The sequence below is a fragment of the Blastocatellia bacterium genome (genome assembly GCA_025054955.1).
Taxonomy (GTDB): Bacteria; Acidobacteriota; Blastocatellia; order HR10; family J050; genus JANWZE01.
Window position 1 is genome coordinate 1 of sequence record JANWZE010000022.1, and the last position, 18831, is coordinate 18831.

General features: G+C 46.8%; 13 protein-coding genes and 1 tRNA gene. 10 read left to right on the forward strand and 4 right to left on the reverse strand.

From position 1 onward, the window contains the following. Nucleotides 1-199 (reverse strand): hypothetical protein (locus tag NZ823_01740; protein MCS6803850.1); only part of this gene is annotated, 199 nt, incomplete at its 3' end. Between the two features lie 239 nt (nt 200-438). Here NZ823_01740 and miaB point away from each other — a divergent pair. Genes miaB through NZ823_01760 form a run of 4 tightly spaced genes read left to right on the forward strand, consistent with a single transcriptional unit; the run spans nt 439 to nt 3904 of the window. Beyond that, entirely contained in the window at nt 439-1776 is a 1338-nt protein-coding gene (gene miaB, locus NZ823_01745) for a tRNA (N6-isopentenyl adenosine(37)-C2)-methylthiotransferase MiaB (protein ID MCS6803851.1), read from the forward strand. A 13-nt stretch (nt 1777-1789) separates the two neighbouring features. Then, on the forward strand, nt 1790-2281 hold the full coding sequence (locus tag NZ823_01750; GenBank protein ID MCS6803852.1) for a bifunctional nuclease family protein: 492 nt from the start codon (nt 1790-1792) through the stop codon (nt 2279-2281). Beyond that, nucleotides 2281-3087, forward strand: a complete 807-nt coding sequence (locus tag NZ823_01755) for a ParA family protein (GenBank protein MCS6803853.1) — start codon at nt 2281-2283, stop codon at nt 3085-3087. Before NZ823_01750 ends, NZ823_01755 begins: the two co-directional genes overlap by 1 nt. Nucleotides 3088-3100: 13 nt before the next feature. Beyond that, the gene (locus NZ823_01760) at nt 3101-3904 is read left to right on the forward strand and encodes a ParB/RepB/Spo0J family partition protein (protein ID MCS6803854.1); all 804 of its coding nucleotides are present in this window, start codon (nt 3101-3103) and stop codon (nt 3902-3904) included. A 548-nt stretch (nt 3905-4452) separates the two neighbouring features. Here the strand turns inward: NZ823_01760 and lpxD are convergent. Next, the gene (lpxD, locus tag NZ823_01765; GenBank protein ID MCS6803855.1) at nt 4453-5484 is read right to left on the reverse strand and encodes a UDP-3-O-(3-hydroxymyristoyl)glucosamine N-acyltransferase; all 1032 of its coding nucleotides are present in this window, start codon (nt 5482-5484) and stop codon (nt 4453-4455) included. Between the two features lie 76 nt (nt 5485-5560). Here lpxD and xerD point away from each other — a divergent pair, with 76 nt between their 5' ends. The 5 genes from xerD to NZ823_01790 all read left to right on the forward strand — a co-directional run bounded on the left by xerD (nt 5561) and on the right by NZ823_01790 (nt 12437). Continuing rightward, on the forward strand, nt 5561-6448 hold the full coding sequence (gene xerD / locus NZ823_01770; GenBank protein ID MCS6803856.1) for a site-specific tyrosine recombinase XerD: 888 nt from the start codon (nt 5561-5563) through the stop codon (nt 6446-6448). A gap of 124 nt (nt 6449-6572) precedes the next feature. Then, nucleotides 6573-7727: a methionine adenosyltransferase gene (gene metK / locus NZ823_01775; protein MCS6803857.1), complete on the forward strand. Its 1155-nt coding sequence runs from the start codon at nt 6573-6575 to the stop codon at nt 7725-7727. Between the two features lie 4 nt (nt 7728-7731). After that, a complete protein-coding gene (gene ahcY / locus NZ823_01780; GenBank protein ID MCS6803858.1) occupies nt 7732-8985 on the forward strand; it encodes an adenosylhomocysteinase in 1254 nt (417 codons plus the stop codon). Nucleotides 8986-9035: 50 nt separating this feature from the next. Then, nucleotides 9036-10019, forward strand: a complete 984-nt coding sequence (locus NZ823_01785) for an alpha-ketoacid dehydrogenase subunit beta (protein MCS6803859.1) — start codon at nt 9036-9038, stop codon at nt 10017-10019. 48 nt (nt 10020-10067) lie between these two features. After that, complete coding sequence (locus tag NZ823_01790; GenBank protein MCS6803860.1) at nt 10068-12437, forward strand: LptF/LptG family permease; 2370 nt, start codon at nt 10068-10070, stop codon at nt 12435-12437. Nucleotides 12438-12492: 55 nt separating this feature from the next. Here the strand turns inward: NZ823_01790 and ppdK are convergent, their stop codons facing one another. Continuing rightward, nucleotides 12493-15174 (reverse strand): pyruvate, phosphate dikinase, encoded by a 2682-nt coding sequence (ppdK, locus tag NZ823_01795; GenBank protein MCS6803861.1) that lies wholly within the window; start codon nt 15172-15174, stop codon nt 12493-12495. Between the two features lie 826 nt (nt 15175-16000). Here ppdK and NZ823_01800 point away from each other — a divergent pair. After that, nucleotides 16001-16077, forward strand: a tRNA-Phe gene (locus NZ823_01800). Nucleotides 16078-16137: 60 nt separating this feature from the next. Here the strand turns inward: NZ823_01800 and purL are convergent. Further along, the gene (purL, locus tag NZ823_01805; GenBank protein ID MCS6803862.1) at nt 16138-18399 is read right to left on the reverse strand and encodes a phosphoribosylformylglycinamidine synthase subunit PurL; all 2262 of its coding nucleotides are present in this window, start codon (nt 18397-18399) and stop codon (nt 16138-16140) included. Nucleotides 18400-18831: the final 432 nt, after the last annotated feature.

The following is an 18831-nucleotide window of genomic DNA, read 5'->3' on the forward strand; positions in this document are numbered from 1 at the left end:
CCTGCCCACACCGACAACAATAATAATACGCCTGCTCGCAGCTGAAGCGGCCAAACCCACTGAAGACCGGCCGTCGGGCATACCGCGTGATCTGCACGGCCAGTGCCGCCAGCAACGTCACCGACTGCGTCTCCAACCACAACAGCGTCACTTTCTGCTGATCTTGATTTTCCAACGCCGCTGCCAAGCGCTTGATCATTCCTCGCTCAGTGGCATGATTATCGCTCGTAGTTGTTGTTCCATCGGGTAACCTCCTGAAAGTTTCTTAAATGAAATTGGTAGGTTAGCCGATCTTTTGGTTTTTCTCTTTACCAACTTTCACTTGTCGCACCGTTTAACTTGATATGTTCTTGTCAATTAGCCTAATCGGATGGTATCATCTGCCCTCATTATAATCACGTTCACAGAGGTGGAAGCATCTTCTTGGGAAAGAACTAAATGCAGGTGAGAAGTAAGAAATTTTTCATTGAAACCTTTGGTTGCCAGATGAACGTTGTGGACTCAGAGCGAGCAGCGGAGCAATTGTATCAATCTGGGTATGAGCAGTGCCAAGATATTAGTGCAGCGGATGTGATTCTTTTTAATACGTGTTCTGTTAGGGAAAAGGCATCAGAGAAGATGTATTCAAGGATACATGCAATTAGGCGCTTGAAAAAGGAAGGCGCGTTTGTAGGGATTATGGGATGTGTTGCCCAGATAGAAGGGAAGAAGCTTATCGAGCGGTTTCCGGATGTTCGGTTGGTTGTTGGAACTCAAGCTGTTGGTAATTTGAAGCGTGCTTTAGGTAAGCTTGATGGTGGAGAAGAATTTGTGGTAGATGTGGTGTCTCCAAATCTTGCTAGGTTTGATGGAGTTGACGTTCGACGTCGTCTGGATAAGTATGTGGCATTTGTGACTGTCATGGAAGGGTGTGATAAGTTCTGTACTTTTTGCGTTGTTCCATTTACTAGGGGACGTGAGCGGAGCCGCTCTCCTGAAAGTATTCTTAGTGAGATGGTAAGACTATCGCAGCAGGGTGTTAAGGAAGTTCATTTGATTGGCCAAAATGTGAATAGCTACGGATTAGGCCGGAGAATTGAAGGGAAAAATAGGTTGAGTTTTGCTGGCTTGCTAAGCTTCTTAGCGGCAAGATCGGACATACCTAGGATTAAATTTACAACATCTCATCCGCGGGATTTCTCCTCTGAGATTGTCGAGGCGATTGAGACGTGGCCCCAGTTGTGTCCGTGGGTTCATCTACCGTTGCAATCTGGTTCTGATAGAGTGCTGGCTGCAATGAATCGGGGATATACTTGTAAAGGCTATTTGCAGAAGGTTGCGATGATTCGCCAGTCTTCTAGGAGAATAAGTTTAACCAGTGACATCATCGTCGGTTTTCCTGGTGAAACAGAGCAAGACTTTATTCGAACGCTTGATATGATTCGGGAGATCAAATTTGACAGCCTGTATGTATTTAAATACTCACCAAGGCCTCATACAGTGGCGGCGAAGTGGCCGGATACGGTATCTGATTCAGAGAAAACGGCTAGATTACAGGAGCTGGTGAAGGTACAACAAGAAGTTCAATCTGAGGTGTGGAGGGAGTATCTTGGGAAAACATTAAAAGTGTTAGTAGAGGGAAAGAGTGTTAAATCGGAGAACCATTGGACTGGACACTCCATGTGTCATAAGGTTGTAAATTTTGAGTCTTCCAGTGATAACCTTGAAGGAGTAGAAGTAACAGTCAAGGTTGATAAAGTAAATCCACATAGTTTGTTTGGCACCCATATACATTAACGGGGAGGTTAAAATGGAGCTAGAAGTAAAAGTCAGGGGACTAATATTGGATCCCACTAGTAATTCTCCAATCGTTATACTCAAGGATTTGACCTCTGATGCAATGTTACCGATATGGATCGGTGTATGTGAAGCAAATGCCATCGCTATGGAGATGGAGAAGTCTGTTGCTCAGAGGCCAATGACTCATGATCTGTTAAAGAACCTTATTGACCAGGTTGAAGCAAGAGTTGAGAAGGTGGTTATTAACGACTTGGTGGAAAATACTTTTTATGCTGTTATAGTTTTGTCGTTCAATGGCAAAACGTTGATTGTAGATTCGAGGCCTAGCGATGCTGTAGCAATAGCCCTGCGGACCGATAGCCCTATATTTGTAAGTGAAAGTGTGATGCGGAACTCAAAGAATACCTTTTCAAGTCTTGATTTTGAAGAAGTTGAGGATCGCAGCGCAGGGGAAGATGATTGGTCTGATATTGATGATGATCCTGGGAAGTACAAGATGTAATGCTTCCTAAGCAGAGGCAATGCTGCGGGGATGAAATGGTTACAAGGTCAGCAGTAATTGCAATAGCTAATCAGAAGGGAGGAGTTGGCAAAACCACAACTGCGTTGAATTTGGCAGCTGGTCTAGCGCGGCTTGGCTACGAATCGTTATTAGTTGATCTTGATCCGCAGTCCAACAGTTCATTGTCATTTCTCGATTTACGTGATATTCATGCATCTGTTTATGATTGGTTGGTAGATAATACTATTTCAAATGATCAGGTTGTTTATCACACTTCTTTCAAGGGGCTTGATATTTTACCTTCAAGAATCAACTTAGCAAAATTTGAGAGTCAAATGGCGGGTCAGTTTGATGCTCCGTATCGGGTTAAAGATAGACTTGAAGGGCTGAGGCATCGTTATAAGTTTGTTATACTTGATACACCGCCTACTTTGGGTCTGATAACTGTTAATGCACTCGTCGCTGCATCACATGTTCTTATACCAATCCAGTCATCCTACTTCGCGCTCGAAGGAACAGATGACCTACTAGAGACTGTGGAGAAGGTAAAAGCAAGGCCTAACCCCTCGCTAAGGCTCTTGGGAGTACTCGTCACCCTTTATGACAAGAGGACAACCCTCAGCAAAGACATATATAAACAGATAACGGAGGTTTTCGGTATGCAAGTGTTTCGGACAACGATAAGCAAGTCGGTTCGCCTCGAGGAAAGCCCCGCCTATAAAGAACCAATTTTTACTTTTGCACCGGAATCCAGTGGAGCGCGCGAGTATGAAAGGCTTGTGCAGGAGGTATTGAGCCGTGTCTAGGCGTGGGCTGCCTATGAACTTGAAGATGCGCCATGATGTTCATTTTGTTGAACAATTGGCAGCACGAAGAGGAGAGCCCGTTGGCCGCATGATCTCTGTGGATAGCATTGAGACTAATCCACAACAGCCTCGCGTGGATGTAGGAGATCTTTCTGATTTGCAGGCATCTATTCGTGAGAAGGGTGTGCTAGAGCCCTTATTAGTAAAGCCAGTCGGTTTTGGGCGCTACATGATCATCAGCGGCGAGAGGCGCTTCCGAGCGGCCATAGCTGTTGGTTTGAAAGAGGTTCCTTGCATTGAGCTTGATGTAGATGACGCTACTGCTGCTGAGATTGCTTTGATTGAGAATTTACAGAGGAAGGATTTGACAGTTTTTGAAGAAGCTGATGGATTGAAAGCACTTGTTGAGCGGTTTGGTTATACTCATCAAGAGATTGCCCAAAAGATCGGGAAAGCTAGATCCTCGGTGACTGAAATCCTATCGATAAGTTCTCTACCCGAAGAGATACGCGACTTATGTCGGCGCGCCGACATAACTTCAAAGTCACTTCTCCTAGAAATTGTGCGCCAACCTGACCTGGCCTCTATGAAGTCAATAATTCGCAGGATACAGCAGGAAGGGATTGGTAGAGACGATTTACGAAGAGAAAAGAGAGTTTTGGATAAGCCGCCTGAGGAGAAGAGGGCGGTATTCAAGGTTAAAGAGTCCAACTTCACACTAGAAATCAAATTCGCGGCAGCTCAAGTAACAAAGCAAGAGGTGATTTCGTGTCTTGAAAAGGTGATTTGTGGCCTCAAAACTGCAGATGAAATTTAATGGCCTCTTCTTTTTTTGATCTCAGACAAGTATCGTTTTCTTAGTTTTCGAGCCAACTTTTCGAGTGTGGGGCGTAACACTCTGAGCAAGCGATATCTCAGGCTCTTTTGTGAATTGACAAAGACGGTTAGGTGTTTTTCAACATAGGCTGCTACGGCTTGTTCCGCGTGGGAGCGCTTGACTCCGTGCGATAAAGTTAAGTGATAATGTTGACCGATCAGTGAGAGAAGTGTCGTAGTCACGTTTGATTTGAATGATAGTCTTCTGAGTAACCGTTTCATAAAAGAACGGTCGTGAAGCAAGGTTTTGAGTGCAATCTCTAGCCAAATTGGCGAGCCGGCTATTTTAGGGTGATATAGTCCCGGCAGCTCATCCCTCATTGACGGGTTTATGTTTGGGTCTTGAATCTGGTCTACCAGAACAATAGTGGTAATTCCTCGAAGATGAGCGTCAGGGACTGAGGCGAGCACGGCATGGATGTGCCTCAATAATTTTTTTTCATTCAGCTTAACAGAGGATTTATTTTCAATTTTGATAGCCATTTGTAATTACTTTGAGTGGAGAGCATGAAGTTTTTCAAGTTTTTTTTCAAGCTGAGTAAGTTTTCTGACCAACTCAGGGAGGTGTTGAAATAAGCGGCTTGCTTTGCGCCACTGGTAGTTATTCATAGCTGGGTATCCAGAGACTACTGAGTCAGGTGGTACGGAGCTGGGAATACCAGTTTGAGCTGTTGCCTTTACATTGTCTCCGATTACGAGGTGTCCTGCCACACCTACTTGGCCAGCGAGGACAACATTCCTTCCGAGGGTTGTGCTGCCAGCTAGCCCCACTTGTGCACAAAGAAGCGAGTTACTTCCAATGCTGCAACTGTGCCCAATCTGAACCAAATTGTCTATCTTGACTCCCACTCCGATCCGTGTTTCGCCGACGGCGGGGCGGTCTATTGTTGAGTTGGCACCAATCTCGACGTCGTCTTCGATGATCACCCGACCAGTCTGAGGTATTTTGTACCAGCTTTTGTCAGGCAGATGCGCATATCCAAAGCCGTCTGATCCGATGCACGCGCCATTTTGCAGAATAACTCTGTTGCCTAACCAAGAGTATTCGCGTATCACGCAGTTTGAGTGAATGACGACGTCATTTCCGATCGTTACGTTGTTGTATATTGTGCAATTAGGAAAGATGACCACGTTGTCGCCGATTTTTGTGTTAGATCCTATATAAGAGTGTGCACCAACCGATAGGTTTCGTCCCAATGTAGCAGAAGGTTCAATGGTCGCTGTAGGGTGAATAAAGCGCGGTGGGGGTGCTTGTTCGTGAAAGAGTTCAAGGCAAAGTGCGAAGGCAAGGTAGGGATTTGGATGGTGGAGTACTGACCCGTTAAAAGATGAAAATGTAATTTCTGGGGAAGTGATGATTGCACCGGCTTTTGTGGTTTTAATGAACTTTTTATAGATCGGGTTAGAGAGAAAAGTTAGGTGATCCGGTTGAGCTCTTTCGAGTGACTCGACGCCTGTGATTTGAATGTCTTCTCCGATGAGCGTCGCATTGATTTTTTTAGCAATTTCAGAGAGCTTCATAGTTGAATCGTTTGATTTTTTATTGTAATCTGAAAGCCTCACAATCTAGCTTACCATTATGGCTGAGTCAAGCGGGATGATTCGTGATTTACGCAGTGAGTTTTTATCATATGCTCGGGTTGAAAAGGGGTTATCGGTCAACACCGTGATTGCTTATGAACGTGATTTGAAGAAGTTTGAGCAGTGGCTATCCAGAGTCTTCCAGAAAAGAATTGAGGAGTCTACTCGTGAAATAATCATAGAGTTTTTTCGTTTTCTACATGAGTCGAATTTTGCCCCGAGAACTAGGGCACGAATTTCTTCTGCGCTGCGGCACTTTTTCAAATTTCTTCTACTTGATGAGGTTATAGATGAAGATCCGATGTTGAACGTTGAAACGCCGATTTGTGCCAGGCCCTTGCCTCAATTTTTAACCTCAGAGGAGTTAGACCTGCTAATGGCTCAGCCTAATATAGCAACTGACGTTGGGGTCAGAGACAGGGCTTTGCTAGAGGTTATGTATGCATCGGGTTTGCGTGTTTCTGAAGTGATAAGCTTGAAGCTGGCAGACGTGGATTTGGACAAAGGTATCGTTTTGTGTTTTGGGAAGGGAAGCAAGGAACGTGTTGTACCGGTTGGCCGGCCGGCTCTGGATTGGGTAAAGCGCTACTTGTTGGTTCGTAGAAAGTGGTTAGGCGGTCGCATTGTGGATTATTTGTTTATCACGCCCCGCGGCAAGTTACTCAGCAGGCAATCTGTTTGGAGGAAGGTTGTTACTTATGGTCGTGCTGCTGGATTAGGTCACGTTACACCCCATATTCTCCGTCATACTTTTGCAACACACCTTTTGGAGCATGGGGCAGATTTGCGGTCCGTGCAGGTGTTGCTTGGGCATGCTGATCTGTCGACCACAGAAGTATACACCCATGTGACAAATGAACGTTTACGAGAAATATACATAAAATGCCATCCGAGGTCATCATGAGGTGATTCACGTGGAACGTTTGTGCGCAAGTTGGTGAGTGACAGGCAAACTTGCTTGACACGGTGTAGGGGGTATGATAGCCTTGCCAACCATTTAATACTGCTTACTATGGAGGCCGTTTTCAGTGTCCGCAAGAAGCTATTTGTTTACGTCGGAGTCTGTAACAGAGGGGCATCCTGATAAGATCGCTGACCAGATTTCTGACGCAATTTTAGATGAGGTGTTGCTCCAGGATCCGGACGGTCGTGTTGCCTGTGAAACATTGGTTACCACAGGGCTTGTGATGATTGCTGGCGAGATCACAACGACGGCATCGGTTAACTATAGTCGAGTTGCACGAAGCGTTATAACCGACATTGGCTATACTCGTGCGAAGTATGGATTTGACGCTGAAACATGTGGCGTTATTGTTGCGGTGGGCACGCAGTCGCCGGACATCGCAATGGGTGTTGATCATGGAGGGGCTGGTGATCAAGGCTTGATGTTCGGCTACGCTTGTAAGGAGACTCCGGAGTTAATGCCGCTTCCGATTCAGTTAGCGCATAGGTTGACGAGGCAGCTTGCAAAGGCAAGGCGGGAAAGGATAGTGGAGTATCTAAGAGCTGATGGAAAGTCTCAGGTTACAGTGAAATATGAAGATGGCAGGCCGGTTTACGTGGATACAATCGTTGTTGCAGCTCAGCACAGTGATTCAGTTGATATAGAACAGGTTAGGGATGATATATTGCGGCATGTCATTCAACCAGTGATTCCGGCAGAGTGGGTTGATGAAAAAACGAAGTATTTTGTAAATCCGACGGGGAGGTTTGTCATTGGGGGACCGATGGGAGATGCAGGCCTCACTGGCCGAAAAATAATAGTTGACACATACGGCGGGGCTGCCCCTCACGGTGGGGGAGCCTTTTCTGGTAAAGATCCAACAAAGGTTGATCGTTCGGCGTCGTATATGGCCCGTTATGTTGCAAAAAACGTCGTTGCTTCTGGTTTAGCTGAGCGATGTCTTGTGCAACTGGCTTATGTCATTGGTGTAGCTGAGCCTGTTTCATTGCTTGTTGACACGTATGGCACAGGGATTGTTTCGGATGAAAAAATTGAAGCCGCGGTGAAAGAAGTTTTTGATTTCAGGCCGAAGGAGATTATTCGTGCTCTCCAGCTCAAACAGCCAATCTACAGGGCTACGGCAGCATACGGTCATTTTGGTAGAACGGAGGAGACATTTACTTGGGAGCGAGTGGATCGCATTAGCGATTTGTTAGAAGCTTGCCGTTGTGGAGAATGAGAGTATGGATTTTGAGATTAAAGACATTGCATTAGCTGAGCAAGGACGTTTAAGAATTGATTGGGCTGAGCGGGACATGAGAGTTCTCCAGCTAATCAGAGAGAGATTCAGGACGGAAAAGCCTTTGGAAGGTATTCGACTTGTTGCCTGTGTTCATGTAACAACTGAGACGGCGAATCTTGTCAGATGCTTAAAGGCTGGTGGGGCACATACGGTCATTATTGCTTCAAATCCGTTAAGTACTCAGGATGATGTAGCGGCCTCTTTGGTCAGAGACGAGGGAGTTTCGGTTTATGCCATTAAGGGTGAGGACACAGCGACATACCGCAAACACGTCCGAGTAGCACTCGATTATGAGCCGCAAGTTATTATTGATGATGGTTGCGATGTTGTTGCCACGTTAGTCAAAGAGCGGCCAGACCAGTGTAGTAAAATTATTGGGACAACTGAAGAGACAACAACTGGTGTGACTCGCTTAAAAGCTATCTTCAACGCTGGGAAACTTGTATTTCCGGCAATAGCCGTCAATGATTCTCTTACGAAGCACCTTTTTGATAATCGTTACGGGACAGGGCAAAGTACGCTTGATGGGATTCTAAGAGCTACGAATTTGTTAATTGCTGGAAGAACGTTTGTTGTCGTCGGCTATGGGATGTGTGGTCGCGGGATTGCTATGAGAGCACGAGGAATGGGAGCTGACGTCATCGTAACCGAAGTGAACCCAATTCGTGCAGTTGAAGCCGTAATGGATGGTTTTAGAGTTATGCCTATGCTTGAGGCAGCTTCTGTCGGTGACGTTTTTGTGACTGTAACTGGGAACCAAAATGTGATTGACGTTCCTCACTTTCAAAAGATGAAAGATGGAGCCATTTTATGTAATGCAGGTCATTTTGACGTAGAGATCAACTTACATGGATTGCGAGAGATTTCAAGTGAGCAAACCACCTTACGTCCGTTTGTAGAAGAGTACAGGGTTGGTAATCGTCGTTTAATTGTCTTAGGTCAAGGACGGCTTATTAATTTAGCCGCAGCAGAAGGCCACCCAGCCTCGGTAATGGACATGAGCTTTGCTAACCAGGCCTTGGCTGTTGAGTATTTAGTGAAAAATCATGGAAAGTTGCAACCGGGAATCCATGTTTTACCTTATGAGATTGATGTTGAGATAGCGACATTGAAACTGAAGAGTATGGGGGTTTCTATTGATGTGATGTCACAATCGCAGTATGAGTATTCGAAGAGCTGGGAGAGTGGAACTTAAGCCTTTGACCGTAACAGTACAAAGGTCCGATAATGGAGATTATGCCATAAATGCCCCACATCACATACCTACAAGCAATCCAAGCAACGATACTAGAAGAAATGAAAAAAAAACCACAAATCATCCTCCTAGGACAAGACATAAAAACATACGGAGGTGCATTCAAACTCACCGACAACCTCGCCAAGCACCTAACCCCCAACCAAATCATTGACAGTCCCATCTCCGAAACAGGTATGATAGGTACGGCCATCGGTGCAGCCATCACCGGACTACACCCAATTGTCGAAATCCAATTTGCTGACTTTTTGTCATGTTCCTTTAATCAAATCACAAACTTGCTAGCAAAGTTTTACTTTAGAACCTCTAAAACTTTGCCAATAGTTATCAGAGCTCCTGCTGGCGGTGGACTAGGCCTGGGCCCATTCCACTCACAAAACCCGGAGCCATACTATCTACCGTCCGCAGGCATTAAAATCGTTTGCCCCTCAACAGTTGGAGATGCCATTTCACTACTGAAGGCTGCGTTACATGATGGGGGACCAGTCATTCTCATTGAATACAAAAAACTTTACAGGAACCTCAAAGACGAAGTACATCCTGACGAGAGTTACCAGGAAGATATGCTCGGCAAAGCGTGCATTAGGCGTGCTGGTTCCGATATTACTTTGATTACATTCGGGCAGCTATGTAATTCTGCGCTCGAAGCTGCTGAACAACTATATTCTGAACAAGGAATTTCACTAGAAGTGATAGACTTACGCTCATTGGTTCCTTTGGATATCATCACAATCACGAACTCAGTAAAAAAGACCGGGAAAGCTATCGTAGTGCATGAATCTCCCGAATCAGGTGGAATAGGGGGAGAGATATGTGCCAGAATTAACGAGTGCGTTTTTGAGTTCCTGGATGGGCCTTTACTCAGAATAGGCGCGAAAAATTGCCCAATACCATATAATCCTGAGTTGGAAAAACTTGTGCTACCCTCGGTCTCAGAAATATGCAAAGCGGCCGTATGGTTAGCAAGATATTGAGGCAACGTAGGCGATAAGGCATATTTGATCAGATAGTGTTAGCAAGCAGTGTCGTACAAGCGTTCATGGTTTAGATATAAAAAAACTTTTTGGTATGTTGTAAAAGAGGTACTTCCCTACTTCGTTTTATCGCTGCTTTTCACGACCTCGATCGTAACGATCAATGAACTAGCCCAATTCTCAGAGCTTTTTGTGAAAAGAAATGTTCCGTTAGGCTTAACAGGAACACTCTTAGTCAGTGTCATAATCAACGTGTTGGTCATCACAATCCCTCTTTCGCTGTTAATCGGTATAATGATCGCCTTTGCCAGGTTGTCGTCAGATAACGAAATCATAAGCCTAATGGCAACAGGCATCAGTCAAGTTAATTTGCTCATCCCACTAACCACAGTTTCGTTTGGAGCACTGCTGATAACAGGTTTTCTCACATTTCAAGGCATCCCATATGCAACTAAAACAATCCTTGCGATTCAGGCTCAGCTCGCACTTCATGAAGCAAGAACACGGGTAAAGTCAAGAATCTTCGACACACGTTTCGAAAACTGCATGCTTTATATCGAAGATGTCAACCGAATCAATGATCAATGGCTTGGTATCTTGATCTCGATGGAATCCAACACCGACCAAATTCTAATAACAGGCCAAAAAGGCGTTTTGGAAACTCAAGATGAAAACAGATCAGTACTTCATGTTTTCAACGGCTCTATACACCGACTGGAACAGGCAACGAACCAAAAATACACTTATCACACAGAGAATTTTTCGTCTTATCATGTACGAATTGATTCAACACAAAAAAACACAGCTCTGGACAAGCTCCGTGAAAATTCATCAAAGTCAATAAAAGCTGCTTCAATAGGAAGCTTGCTGAACTATAATAATGAGAACAAAAAACTGTATCTTAAGGCAAAAGTCGAACTTCATAAAAGATTACTGCTTCCCTTATCGTGCTTACTGTTTACCCCTTTTGCGCTCCTACTCGGATTATCCCGTTCAGGGCTGACTCCTGCTAAGGGGGCTATTATTGCTGTCTTACTTGCATCGGTTTACTACTTTCTGCTCTTTATTGGCGAAAAACTGACATTGTCAGAGACACTTCCACCATTCCCCGCAATGTGGATAGGAACTATTGTTTTGATAGCTAGTGGCGTCCTAGCCTTTAATTGGAAACATCTCATTATTACCCGCCGCAATGGATTCGGAATAACCAAGGCATTGTCCTTTTTTAACACCTTTGCTATAGGTTCTGTCGTTACCACAAGAACTTCTGTCTCTGATAGGGAGAAGCAAAAACAAAAACGTGGTATCATCCCAGGTCCACCATTCGATAAATATCTTATTTCTCACTTTTTTGTTTTCTATTTCCTCGCCAGCGCATTCCTGCTTTCGATTTACTTGACGTTTACTCTCTTTGAGCTGTCCCCTGATCTTGTAGAAAACAACATCCATCCTGCTTTCCTACTCCGTTACCTTCTACTGCTAATCCCTCAAGTCCTAACTCAAATCACAGCGCCATGCGTGCTGGTAGCATCCCTGATAACTACCAGTATTATTGTGCGTACCAACCAGGTCCTTGCTCTGGTAACGAGTGGCATAAGCGTTTATAGGATCACATTGCCTCTTTTCGTTGGCGCGGCACTTTTACTACTGATGACATTCTTCACCCAAGCATACGTCATCCCCAAAACGGGCCCTTATCAAGACAACTTGCGGTTTTATATCAAAAAGGGGCGCTTTCCAACCCTCGTAGAACGGTCACTACTGCCCCAATCGAGAAATTGGATATACGCGGGCAAAAACGAGATTTACCACTTTTCCTTTTTTGATCAACGGACGCAAAGTTTACGCAATTTGCTCGTTCTTGAAATTGAAGACCGATCCAATATGGTCATAAAAAAAAGAATCAATGCTGAAGTTGCAAAGTGGAACGAAAACGCTGCCCGATGGTTATTGAGCAACGCGGTCGTCTGGGAGTTCTCCAATAGCCAAGTTACTCGCGAGACCCACTACGAACAGGCTGTTTTTGATCTTTCAATATCACCAGACTTTCTTTTGAAGGAACTACCCAAACCTGAATTCTTGACGTTCAACCAGCTAAGGTCGCTAACGGATAATATTCAGCAGGGTGGCTACGATGTTACCGAGATGCGTATTGCGCTTCATCGGTACATCGCACTACCTTTCTCCTGCGTGGTCATGATGTTGATAGGAACTTCCTTTGGTTTTACTGTGGGTCCCAGGGGCGTCCTGGTAAGCGCAGGCTCGGGAGTATTATTGGGTGTAGCGTTTTGGCTCGGGCTGGAATTATTCGAAAAATTTGGCAAGTATGACTATATGCCCCCTAGTCTCTCGGCTTGGGGGATGAACATCATCCTAGGAGCGATTGGAATTTACGGACTATTTCACACGCGCACCTAGGACCTCATCCGTTAATCCTGTGCCTGCTCTCATTTGGAGAGAAGTGCCTGCATCTCTATTGGAGGCTATCTTTCAACGCTGCCTGCGCCGCAGCGAGCCTGGCAATTGGGACCCGAAACGGAGAACAGGAAACATAATCGAGTCCGATCTTGTGACAAAAGTCAATGCTGTTGGGGTCGCCTCCATGTTCACCGCACAAGCCGATCTCTAACTCAGGTCTAATCCTTCGTCCTTTATCCACAGCTAACCTCATCAGTTCCCCAACACCGCGTTCATCAATGGACTGAAATGGATTAAAAGGTAGAATTGATTTCTCCACATAGCTCATCAGGAATTTAGCTTCGGCATCATCACGAGAGTAACCAAACGTCATTTGAGTTAAATCATTAGTGCCGAATGAAAAGAACTGGGCAATCTCGGCTAGCTCATCTGCTGTAAGAGCAGCACGCGGAACTTCAATCATAGTGCCGAACTTATAGGCGACCCTTACGTTCTTCTCGCTCATTACATCCTCTGCGATCTGCTCTAGCTGCGGTTGTACGGCCTTCAGTTCATTGACATGTCCAACCAACGGGATCATGACCTCAGGTTTAACAACGACCCCTTCTTTGGCAACGTTACAAGCAGCCTCAAAAATAGCGCGCACCTGCATCCTGATGATCTCAGGCATCACGATACCTAAACGAACGCCACGCAGTCCCATCATTGGGTTACTCTCATGCATTGACTCCACAGCTTCCAATAATTTTTCCAAGGAAAGGAGCTCCTCGCTTTTCGGTTCACTTGTCCGCATGTGGATTATTTTTTCAAGCAGGCTATATTTGTCCGGCAAAAACTCATGAAGTGGAGGGTCTATCAATCTGATGATTACCGGTAATCCATCCATCACACGAAATATTCCCTCAAAGTCTGATCGCTGGAACACAAGTAGCTTTTCCAAGCACTCCTGGCGCTCGGCTTGTGTCTCCGCCAGGATCATCCTTTGAACGATGGGTAATCTTTCTTCCTCAAAAAACATGTGTTCAGTTCTGCATAAGCCAATTCCTTCAGCCCCGAATGACCGCGCTCTTGCTGCATCCTCTGGGTAATCGGCATTGGCCCATACTTGCAGTTTTCGAGTTCCGTCTGCCCAGGAAAGGAGCTCGATCAATTCCTCTTGCTCCTCAAACTTAGGGACGACCATTGGCATCTGCCCAGCGAAAACCTCACCAGTCGTGCCATCCAGAGATATCCAGTCCCCTTCGCGTATGATAACCCCATTAGCAGACATCTGGCGTTGCTCGAGGTTAATGTCAATAGCAGCGCCGACGACACATGGTATGCCGAACTGGCGTGCCACGACGGCTGCGTGGCTTGTCGCCCCTCCTTCGCTCGTAAGAATGCCTCTTGCTTTTAACATTCCGTGTACGTCGTCAGGCTTCGTGAATGGGCGGACCATAATCACATCAATGTGCTTCTTACCCCACTCTTCGGCTGTGTCCGCATCAAAGACAGCTTTACCTACGGCAGCTCCCGGTGATGCGTTCACCCCCTTAGCGATTGGTTTTTTTGCTGTGTCGCTTGTTGCTTTGTTTCTTGTATCGAATTGTGGGTGTAGGATCTTGTCTATGTCTGTTGGTGACACTCTTTGAAGGGCTTGCTCCCTTGTTATCAGACCCTCGTTGACAAAGTCAACAGCAATCTTAATCGCCGCTTTGGCAGTTCTCTTGCCATTTCTTGTCTGTAAAATCCACAGAACACCTCTTTCAATCGTGAATTCAATATCCTGCATGTCTCGATAATGCCGCTCGAGAACCTCGCAAATTTTCAAAAACTGTTCGTAAACATGCGGAAGGTCTTTCTCAAGCTCCACGATGCTTTTCGTATTCCTGATCCCAGCAACAACGTCTTCGCCTTGTGCATTAAGCAAGTACTCACCATAAATCGCCTTCTCGCCAGTAGAGGGATTCCGCGTAAAAACAACACCCGTCCCCGAATCCCATCCCATATTGCCGAACACCATCGCAACAATGTTCACCGCTGTTCCAAGGTCATGAGGAATCCCTGCGGCATTTCGGTAGTCAACGGCCCTCTTCCCATTCCATGATTTAAACACAGCTTCCGTCGCCAATCGCATCTGCTCAAACGGGTCTACAGGAAACTCATGGCCGGTTTCTCGTACCACAATCTCTTTGAATAAAGCGATTAAATCTCTCAAATCATCAGCCGATAAATCAGTGTCCGAAGCAGCATTCCTCCGCTGTTTCAACTCCGAAAGCGCGTGCTCAAATGGCTCATCGGCAATACCCAAGACAACACAACCAAACATCTGAATCAGTCGCCGATACGAATCATAAGCAAATCGCGGGTTATTCGTCAGCTTAATGAGTCCCTGCAGCGTTTCTTCATTAAGCCCAATATTGAGGACCGTGTCCATCATCCCCGGCATCGAGTACTTCGCCCCTGAACGACACGACACCAATAGCGGGTTCTCAGGGTCGCCAAACTTCTTTCCTGAGGCGTCTTCCACCAACTTCAATGCCTCTAACATGCTTTCCCACAAGCCCTCTGGAAAACGTTCCCCCTGTCTAAAATACTCATTACAGGCCTCCGTCGAAACAGTAAACCCCGGAGGTACAGGTAACCCAATGTTTGTCATTTCTGCAAGATTAGCCCCCTTCCCTCCTAACAGGTCTTTCATTTGCCCAGACCCTTCTGCCTTACCATTACCAAAGAAATAAACGAATTTTTTGCCCATCGCTTTATTGCCTCCCATAAACAAATCGCTCTGCTTTTATTTCTTTCTCCAGTACATGCTTTAATTGAGCATGCAAAAATAGCTTAAACGGCCGCCACAATTTCATGTCAACCCTCCTTTCAACCCACTTCAGTGGTGGCTCGGTTAGTAACCGGTGAATCTCCTGCCGGACACGGCCAGGCACTACAACGCCTTGGTCACCCCTTCGGCAAGAAACGCACAATGGAGTCCCTCTGTCATCCAAGCAAACAGACATATCCATTGGCAGATGGTTTTTACAGCACACACACTGATCTAAGCATGGAAAATAACCGCTCAACTTCAAAAGCCACACCTCAAAATAATCTATTAAGGCAAGGCTCAACCGCACGTCGTTTCTCATGCAAAGCATCACCGCATTCAAAAGCCTATACACTTTCTCATTAGGCTCACCAGCCGGATTCATGCGATCTACTAACTCAACAAAATAGTGGAGAACGGCTTGCCCCTCCCAAGCTGCCCCAATCTCAAATGTTGAGTGAAGCAGCTCACAATCTAGGACCTTGGCAACATCTCCACCCTCTCGCTCCGAAAAAACCAACGAGACCTCAGACAGTGGCTCGAGACTAGCTCCAAAACGACTCCCTACCCGCCTCGCGCCACGAGCAACACCGCGAACCTTCCCGTAGTAACGCGTAAAGAAAACACACATCCGGTCGGCTTCGTGCAATGAATATGTTTGCAATACGTAAGCCGGCGATTGCTTAACGACCATAGAACTCAAGGTCACCAACTTTCCAAAGGTTGACAAAACATCTCCAATTCAACTAAGTTTCATGCCCGTGCTGGCCAGGTAGCTCAGTCCGGTAGAGCAGGGGACTGAAAATCCCTGTGTCGGCGGTTCAATTCCGTCCCTGGCCACCACCTCCTTTAACCAGGCCACATGAACAAACCTAAATTCCAATCTTCCCCACCTGCTCACCCCTATGACCTCTCGAAGAACTCACTGAGAGCCCCTTCCCAACAAAGCCGCACCTGATCAAGAGGCTCATCAATGATACATTGACCGTTCACGAAGATTTTGAACTGCTGACTGCAAACCCTCCCCAGGATAGTCGCCGGCACGCCATGTTGTTTCGCAAGCTGCAGCAGCGCCTCCACACCTGCATGCCCCACCGTGACAACAATCCTTGAGGGCGACTCACTAAACAAAAAAATCAAAGGCAAAAACCGGCTATCTACTCCATCCAACGCATAATGAGCATCCACCTCAACACCCAGTCGCCTTCGAGGATCACCACCAAGACAACACTCTACCAGCGTCACCGCCAGGCCCCCCTCCGAACAGTCGTGAGCAGACTTCACGATGCCCAGCTCTATGCCTGCCAAACAAGCTGCTTGTACGGCTTTTTCTCGATCTAGATGTAGCGCCGGAACCCGGCCTCCTAGCTCTTGATGCACCACAGCAAGATACTCCGAGCCGCCCAAATCATCAAATGTCTCGCCAAGTAAAATGATCCAGTCACCTGCATCCTTAAAATCGTGCGTGACCAGCTGATGCGGATCAGCAATCAATCCAATCATCCCGATCACCGGCGTTGGAAAAATTCCCCTTCCCTCTGTCTCATTATAAAAACTCACATTCCCACCAGTCACAGGCGTCCCAAACGCCTGACATGCTTCAGCAATGCCATCAATCACCTCGCTAAAGGCCCACATCACCTCAGCGCGCTCTGGCGAGGCGAAATTCAGACAATTTGTAATAGCCAGTGGCCGCGCTCCGACGCACACTAAATTGCGCGCCGCCTCTGCCACTGCCAGCCTAGCTCCAGCGCGCGGCTCCAACTGACAGTAACGCGAGTTTCCATCAAGCGTCATCGCCAAAGCCCGCCGCGTCTCCTTGATCCTCACCACTGCCGCATCTGCCCCAGGAACCGTCAATGAATTAGTCCTGACCATGTGATCGTATTGTTGATAAATCCACCGCCGCGAGCACACATTTGGCGACTGAATCAATGAGTAAAAATCACTGGAATAGTCACGAGGTATTTCCAGCACCCGTGTCCAGTGCATCTGCTCCGGCGCGCTATTCGGTTGCTTCATCGGCCGGTTATAAACAGGCGCGTCCTCTGTTAACAAACGATTGGGGATATTGACGACAACCTGCCCACTTTTCTTCACAACCAGATGCGCCGAATCCGTAACACACCCAACAACAACTGCCTCCAGATCCCATTTCTTAAAAATATCTATAATCTCTCTTTCATGACCTCGTTTCACCACTAGCAGCATGCGCTCCTGAGACTCCGACAACATAATCTCGTAAGCGCTCATGCCTTGCTCACGCTGCGGAACCAAATCCAGATCCAATGTTATTCCTGTCCCGGCACGCGCTCCCATCTCACAACTGGAACATGTCAGACCCGCTGCCCCCATGTCCTGGATGCCAACAACAGCTCCTGTCCTCAGTGCCTGAAGACAAGCCTCTAGCAAGAGTTTTTCCAAAAACGGGTCTCCAACTTGAACCTGAGGCCGCTTCTCACAACTGGATTCATCAAACTGCGCAGAAGCCATTGTCGCTCCGTGAATCCCATCTCGCCCTGTCTTTGCCCCAACATAGATCACAGCATTGCCGACTCCATGAGCCTGTCCATAAAATATCTGGTCCTTCTTGACTAAACCCAATGCAAACGCATTGACGATAGGATTCTTCGAGTAGCACGGCGCAAAAAAAACTTCGCCGCCAACCGTCGGGACGCCAAATGAATTTCCATAATCTCCAATCCCCTTCACCACACCTGCCATAATGGCTCTGTTTTTGGGATCATCAAGCATCCCAAACCGAAGAGAGTTCATAGCAGCGATAGGACGCGCTCCCATTGCAAAAATATCACGCAAGATTCCGCCCACACCAGTCGCTGCTCCTTGGTAAGGCTCAATGAAACTGGGATGATTGTGCGACTCAATCTTGAACGCAACACACCACCCATCTCCAATATCAACAATCCCAGCATTCTCCCCAGGCCCCTGAACCACACACGCGCCAACAGTCGGCAACCGCCGCAAATGCACCTTTGAGGACTTGTAAGAACAATGCTCCGACCACATCACACTTATGATGCCCAACTCAACCCAATTAGGATACCGACCGAGCCGCTCGACCGCACGCTGATATTCATCCGGTGTTAACCCCTGCGCTTCAATAGCCCAAGTCATGTCCGGGGTAATTTCTTGCCACTCTGTCATGATGCTTGATTAAGTCGAAGCATTATACTGACCTCACCACCGATTGGCAATTTTTGTCACTCCACGTAATCGTTTCAAATTTTGTGCTTGAAAGAAAGGGGTTCCTCTGGCAAGCTGTAATACTTTTAAGGAACATGCTTGCCGGAGGAAGCCCAATGCGGCGATATATTATTCCCATTGTAAAGGAAGAAGCGCAAGTGGATCGGCGATGTTCCCACCTGTCAGAGCGCGAGCGGGCATATCCATCAGCGAGAGGAGCGAGGGGTGGTGGACATCCGGCTGGGGCGGGTGCTGAAGTGGCGGATGCAGTGTGGGCGGTGTGGGCGGACCTGGACGTGCCAACCGGAGGGGATCAAGGCGCATTCTCAGCGGAGCCAGCGAGTGCGGGCCTTGAATGTGCTGCTGTATGCCCTAGGGCTCAGCTATCGGGCG